The sequence below is a fragment of the Pseudomonas sp. MT3 genome, from assembly GCF_054720805.1.
On the sequence record NZ_JBTVPY010000049.1, the window covers coordinates 1 to 1,312 of the forward strand.

Annotated in this window: 1 protein-coding gene; it reads left to right on the forward strand. The window is 59.8% G+C overall.

The window, feature by feature from the left end:
* Positions 1-41 precede the first annotated feature (41 nt).
* A protein-coding gene (locus tag ACYCAX_RS26530; RefSeq protein ID WP_460249211.1) for an IS3 family transposase occupies positions 42-1,264 on the forward strand; the annotation gives its coding sequence in 2 pieces (ribosomal slippage) (positions 42-405 and positions 405-1,264; 1,224 coding nt in all).
* Positions 1,265-1,312 lie beyond the last annotated feature (48 nt).

Here is a 1,312-nt window from a genome sequence, read left to right on the forward strand (position 1 = left end):
ATAAGGTTTACACCTTCGCCCTTATTTTCAGGAGAACTCCGATGGCAGAAGGTGTGCGTCGTAGTCAGCGTGATTACACGCTGGCTTTTAAACTGGCGGTGGTCGAGCAGGTCGAAAAAGGCGAAATGAGTTACAAGCAGGCCCAGGCCCGCTACGGTATCCAGGGGCGCTCGACGGTGTTGGTGTGGCTACGCAAGCACGGCCGACAGAACTGGAGCCAGGGCGCATCCATTCGCTCTAGTCGGAGGGGTTCGATGACTGATGAGAAAACACCGCTGACGCCGGAGCAGCGAATCAAGGAGCTTGAGCAGCAGCTTGAGGTCATGAGCCAAAAGGCTCAGTTCTTCGAGGCGGTGGTGGATGTCCTGAAGAATGACTACGGCGTCTCCATCGTAAAAAAGCGTCCCGGCAAGTCCTCACGCAAAGGCAAGTCCAAGGGCTGAGCGTTAGCAGGGCTTGCCAGTTCCTGGGCGTCAGTCGCCAGGCCTATTACCAGCGTAACCGCGCGGCGGATCGGCGCTCCCAGCAGGATCGACAGATTGTTCAGTTTGTCCGGGAGGTGCGGATGCGTCAGCCTCGGCTGGGCACGCGCAAGCTGCATTTTCTGCTTCAGGAACAGGCCCGCGCAGAGCTTCGCGTGGGGCGGGATCGCTTGTTTCGCGTCCTGGCGGAGCAGCGCCTACTGGTTGCGCCCAAGCGGGCGTACCACAAGACCACTCACAGCTTTCACCGCTTCTACCGCCACCCCAATCTGCTCAAGCCTGGCCCGCAACAGGTGTTGCCCAGCGCTCCGGAGCACGTCTGGGTGGCCGATATCACCTACCTGCCAAGCCTGAGCGGCCCACTGTATCTGAGCCTGGTCACCGACGCCTATTCGCGCAAGATCGTCGGTCACCATGTCCATGACAGCCTGCATGCCGAGTCGGTGGCCCGCGCGTTCAGCCTGGCGTTACAGCGACGCAGGACGCGGCATGCCCTGGTGCATCACTCGGACCGCGGTATCCAGTACTGCTCTGCGCATTACCAGCGCCTGCATGCACGACACGGCATCACCTGCTCGATGACCGATGGTTATGACTGCTACCAGAATGCGCTGGCCGAACGGGTCAACGGCATCCTGAAGAATGAGCTACTGATACAGCCCCCGGCAGACCTGGCCCAGGCGCGTCGGATGGTGCACGAGGCCGTCGATATCTATAACCGGGAGCGTCCCCACCACGCTCTGAAATACAAAACGCCCGATGCAATACATCGGGCGTTTTGAGGTCTGGTGCCAACCCTCAGAGGTGTAAACCTATTTCAGGACTAGACA